This window comes from Psychromonas sp. (assembly GCF_983033635.1).
On the sequence record NZ_CEZLMY010000211.1, the window covers coordinates 1 to 5,240 of the forward strand.

Sequence of the window (5,240 nt, forward strand, 5' to 3'; positions counted from 1 at the left end):
AACCAAACAAGTACTCGCTCATATCGATTACCAGTTAAACGTTTCATTTATCCCTTGGAAACGGGCAATAGAGCACACCCAAAAAGGGGTTTTTCATGCTGTACTTGGAGGCTATTACAATAAGCAACGTGAAAATTATTTTTGGTATTCAGATCCAATTGCCAGTAGCGATATTATTTTATTTACACATAAAACAAATAACACGCCCGCTACCGATATCAACTCATTAAGTGATCACAGTGTCTGCGTTATCAATGGTTATTATTATGGTGAAGAATTCCAGCGTAACGACACTATTATAAAAGTTAAATCGAACTCATTTAAACACTGCTTTGAAAGATTAATTTCCAAACGGATTGAGTATGTTGTAGTCAATAAATTGGTTGGTATATCATTATTGGAAAAAGACTTTCCGGGCTATAAACAACATCTATTGGCGCTTGATACGATAATTTCACATGAAAATATTTTTATCTTATGGTCGAAGAAGATTCCGGAAACCAGGCTGTTAAACGAAAATTTTAATAAGGCACTGCGGCAACTTAAAGATGCAGGTCAAATTAAAAAGATATGGTTACAATATGGTTTTGATGCAGAGTGAAGCTGTTAAAAATATTGCCTGTTCTGTCTATTATTTCTTGGCTAATCAATAAAAAAGGGAGCTTAATAAGCTCCCTTAACTAATCAAATACAGCTAATAATAAACGTTAAGCGACTTTCTGATCTGCTTTCGTTTGTATTGGTGTAACCTCTGCATCAGCCTGGCTTTCAGGGTTGAATCTATCAACGATAACAGCACAGGCCGCATCACCGGTAATATTTAACGCAGTACGTATCATGTCGAAAATTCGATCCAGCGCAAATAATAGCGGTAACCCTTCGATTGGGATACCAGCGGCAAGCAATACAGCAACCACAAGGAAAGATGGTCCTGGCACACCCGCCTGACCAATCGCACCGATTGTTGCAGTTAAAATAATTGCAACATAAGCAGCAAAGCTAAGATCGATATTAAATACCTGAGCGAAAAATACTGCAACCAGACCATAATAGATCGCATTACCGCTCATATTAATAGTCGCGCCTAATGGCAATACAAAAGAGGCAGTAGAATTATTGATATTAAGTTCTTTTTCTACTGTATCCAGTGTAACAGGTAGCGTAGCCATAGAAGATGCAGTAGAAAGAGCAACAGCTTGCGGGCGTTTCATCGCAGAGATAAAGCGACGAACCGACACATTTGAAAATAGTTTGATAAGTAATGGGTAGAAACCGAAACCAAAAATCAAAATAGCTCCGACATAAACAACAAACAGTTTCATTACTACTGTTAACACATCAAATCCGAACGTGCCTACTGCTTCGGCCATCAGACCAAATACACCAATCGGTGCTATACGCATAACAACATGGATCATCCAGACAAATGCATCAACCAAACCGTTAAGAATATTCATTAAAGGTTCGCTACGACTCTTCTCAACTTTCGATAGTGCAATACCTAAGAACAGGCAGAAAACCAGTATTTGCAGAATATTGGCATTATTTAACGATTGAAAAACATTAGTTGGTATCATGCCTAATACGGTTTGGAAAAAACCAGGTACAGAACCTTTATCCGCATATTCATTAGAGAACAATGCCTGCATACTGGTTAAATCTACTCCGACACCAGGTTGGAAAACTTCGCCCATAAAGATGGCTAAAGCAACGGCAGCAGCAGAAGTCAGCATAAAGAAGGCAAAGGTACTCAGACCGATTTTACCTGCGGCTGGACTGTTTCCAAGATTTGCAGCACCTGTGATGATAGCCACAGCAACAAGTGGAATAACTAACATCTTGATTAAATGAATAAATATAGCTCCCAATGGCGCAAATATAGTCGCCGACTCGCCCATATAAGTCCCGACCAGGGTACCTATAATCATGGCAATAACTACCTGAGTCCCTATATTGGACAGCAGTCCTTTGTGTTTTTTTAGCACTTTGTCATCCTTAAAATTGTTAATAAAATTATTATATAAGCAGTTTTTTGAAGGAAATTCACTCAATTTATTTCAAATATTACATTTCTGCTTATGACCGGGCAAAGTTACCTTTATTTAGAGATACAATCCTGATGGTGATCAACAATATTGCCTAAAGAAACGCTATTTAATCGACTTTGGTGATCTATTACGCAGATGTTAACCCGTTGTGTGTGTTTTCTAATCAGCGAGTAAGGGCTGTTTTTAATATCTACATTTTTATTACGGAGGTATTTTTAGATGGCTAATTCTTCTGCCAGTTAAAATTGCAGATGCGTGATTTTTCGCCAAGTTGGCTTGCTTTTAGGATGAGATAAAGGCTTTACAGGAAATTATATCATTAACTTCCTGCTAAGTTTATGATGCGGCTTCTGACCCTTTTAGCTTTTTCAGGTATGTTTTCTGTTTATACATAGCGCTATCTGCTCTTTCAATCATTGTTTCTACTGTATCTTCTTTACTCAATAGCTCAGTACAACCAAAACTCATACTCCACTTTTTACCCGTTTTAATAAGCCCCAATGAACAATAGATAGACTGAATACGCTGCATAATAATATTTGCACTATCTTCGTCACAGTCAATAAATACAATAAGAAATTCATCTCCTCCAATACGGGCCGCAAAGTCAGACTCTCGAATAGATATATTAATCACAGCAGCAACACCTTTAATCAACTCATCACCAGCATCATGACCATAGCGATCATTCATCATCTTCAAATCATTCACATCAATAAATCCCACAGATAAGGATGAATTTCTTCGACGACTAATACCGATATTTTTATTAAGGTAATCAACAATTGCTTTTCTATTATACAGCCCAGTTAACGCATCATGTCTCGCTTCAAAACTTAACTTTTGAACTAACCAGGCCTGCTCAACCTGTGAGTTAGCAAGTATCCATCCCAATATTAAAAATACTGGTGCAATAAACAAGAAACCTAGAGTTAATCCCTTTATCAGCAGTAACAGCTCATCATTAATAATAGTTTTAGGTACATGCATAACAAGAAACACATGCTCGCTATTAACTATTGCGAACGATGGTGAAGGAGATAGATTGAAAGAACTAAAGTAATATTCTCCATCTGCAGTAATTACTTTACCACTCTTATTGCCCTGCATCTTTTTCCACAGCTCAGGGTGTTCATCGGAGAAGAGAAACTGCTCTCCTTCAGGGAACATAAACCCCCACTCTTTCTTAGCGTCATCTCCTTTTAAATAATAACCATCACTATTGACAAGAGAAACCTGATCACCTTTATGCACATTAAGTTCCGTGATAATTTGCAAAATTTTATTACCGCTATAATTGATAATACCAGCACCAAGTAATTCCCCCTTTTTAGAGTGAATCGGCGTAGCAAAACGAATCATAGGTTTTATTGGGTACTCAACCTTCCCGCGCTCTTTATTAAGATCAAATTGCGATGTGTAAATTTGTCCTGGCTGAAGAGTCAAAGCATTTTTAAAATAGTAACGCTCACTTTTATTTTGCAATTTAGTCTGTGGGACCTGCTGCAGCGAAAAATCTGAATTCTGATCAATGCGAATAATCTCATTTCCCTGTATATCAAAAAGACGGATCTGATCATAACGTTTTTGCAGTGAGCTAATTTTATACATTAGCGATGTCAGGTAATCTAGAGCAGTTTTCTCTGGCGATGAAAGGGTTGCAATGGCGAGGTCACTATGAGAATAATAGATTAGATCGGCACCTACAGAGCTCAACTCAGTGATAATCTTAGTCTGCATATTAACCAGTTCTGCATACTGTTTAACTTCACGTTCTTGATCAATCTGTTGATGTAATACAGCATAAATAATAGCAACGACCAATGAGAGAAACAGCAGAAGAAGAGTTACATAAAGTAAACCTCGTTCCCGTTTTTTCTCTTTAAGTGAAAATCTTTCGCTATTTGTTGTATTCGCCATTTCCCCACCTTATCTTTAAACGTCAGGTGTCGAGATAATAACCACTTTGGCTAAACTTATATTCTTCGAAAAGAAGAATTCCTCTTCCTGCAAAGAAAAAAATCAATAATATTATGATAATTATAGAGTTAAACTACTCACCCTTACAATTCGTATACGGACAAACCTTTGACACAAAAACCTCAAAAATTACGTAACCCGATAAATAGTAACTAATATCCTGCTTTTAATATGCATAGATCATAACCTTATTAGAAATGAGATGGGCTAATCTCATTTCTTGGTATAATTATTGATTCCAACTATTTTTACTTGAATTCAAAAATTACCACATAATAAGGAAAAGTGTAAATGAAAGCTTCAGTTGTACTCTTATCACTAATGATGATTCCCTTCAGCCATGCTGCCACTTTAAAAGGGGATAATGGAGTCGAAATATTAGCGATAGATGGTAAAGAAGTTGAAAGTGGTTTTTTCGCTAGTAAAGGACCAGAACTATCGGAAGGTGACCACCAGGTAGTGGTCAGATATTCGAATAATTTTAAAAAAGGCGAGACGGTAGAAAGTAAACCTCACCTTTTTAATATTGATATTAAGGGCGATACAGAGATAAGTATCAGGAATTTCCATAACCAACACCAGGCAGAAAAGGAGATAAAGCAAGGGGTAACATGGATTGTAACGAATAATGAGCAAACTCTAGAAATAGCCGGCAGTGATACCCTTTCAGGTAAGGGGTACCTACCTTATAGTGATATAGAAAAACTAATTACTGATTATAATCAAGAACATGGGATTTCATTAAACTCTGTTGCTACTGTACCAGTAACGACAACATCGGTGATGACGGCTGGATCAAATCTGACTACATCGAATGTATCGCAAGCAAAAACTGAGCAACTGATTCAAATCTATAACTCTGCAACTAAAGAAGAGCGAAAAGCCTTTAGAATTTGGTTGCTTGAGCAAGATATGAAATAGAGCCATTGCAATGTAACAGCTAAGTAAATCAATAAATGCCCTCTCCTATTAAAGAGTTTTATGAGGGCATAACCGCTAATTTTGTACGAATAAATTCATGATGACCAACGTAAATTAATGCGGCGACTTTACGAATAATAGACTCTTCTATTGGATCTAAATGGCGATCAGCATAAGCAACTTCCCACATTGCAGCTATTACTTTAATACGTGTTTCATTGTCTAAAGTACTTAACTGCGAAGTAAAATCAAACAATGAATTCGATGATTTAATTTCCTGTTTACCGATTT

General features: G+C 36.8%; 5 protein-coding genes. 2 read left to right on the top strand and 3 right to left on the bottom strand.

Features of this window, described 5'->3' with window-relative positions; genetic code table 11:
• Positions 1 to 601, top strand: a 601-nt coding sequence (locus AC4GME_RS17005) for a substrate-binding periplasmic protein (protein WP_490379852.1), incomplete at its 5' end; no start/stop codon positions are given.
• A gap of 106 nt (positions 602 to 707) precedes the next feature.
• On the opposite strand, the gene AC4GME_RS17010 is transcribed toward AC4GME_RS17005, so the two are convergent.
• On the bottom strand, positions 708 to 1,985 hold the full coding sequence (locus tag AC4GME_RS17010) for a dicarboxylate/amino acid:cation symporter (protein WP_490377883.1): 1,278 nt from the start codon (positions 1,983 to 1,985) through the stop codon (positions 708 to 710).
• A gap of 399 nt (positions 1,986 to 2,384) precedes the next feature.
• Entirely contained in the window at positions 2,385 to 3,968 is a 1,584-nt protein-coding gene (locus AC4GME_RS17015) for a sensor domain-containing diguanylate cyclase (RefSeq protein WP_490378331.1), read from the bottom strand.
• Positions 3,969 to 4,319: 351 nt separating this feature from the next.
• Between AC4GME_RS17015 and AC4GME_RS17020 the strand changes: the two genes are divergently transcribed.
• Complete coding sequence (locus tag AC4GME_RS17020; RefSeq protein ID WP_490378332.1) at positions 4,320 to 4,949, top strand: YccT family protein; 630 nt, start codon at positions 4,320 to 4,322, stop codon at positions 4,947 to 4,949.
• Positions 4,950 to 5,007: 58 nt separating this feature from the next.
• Here the strand turns inward: AC4GME_RS17020 and AC4GME_RS17025 are convergent.
• Positions 5,008 to 5,240: tellurite resistance TerB family protein (locus AC4GME_RS17025; RefSeq protein ID WP_490379853.1), on the bottom strand; the 233-nt coding region annotated here is incomplete at its 5' end.

Excerpts from the sequence above, each read along its gene's own strand:
- AC4GME_RS17015 (WP_490378331.1), bottom strand. The coding sequence starts at position 3,968 with ATGGCGAATACAACAAATAGCGAAAGATTTTCACTTAAAGAGAAAAAA.
- AC4GME_RS17020 (WP_490378332.1), top strand. The coding sequence starts at position 4,320 with ATGAAAGCTTCAGTTGTACTCTTATCACTAATGATGATTCCCTTCAGC.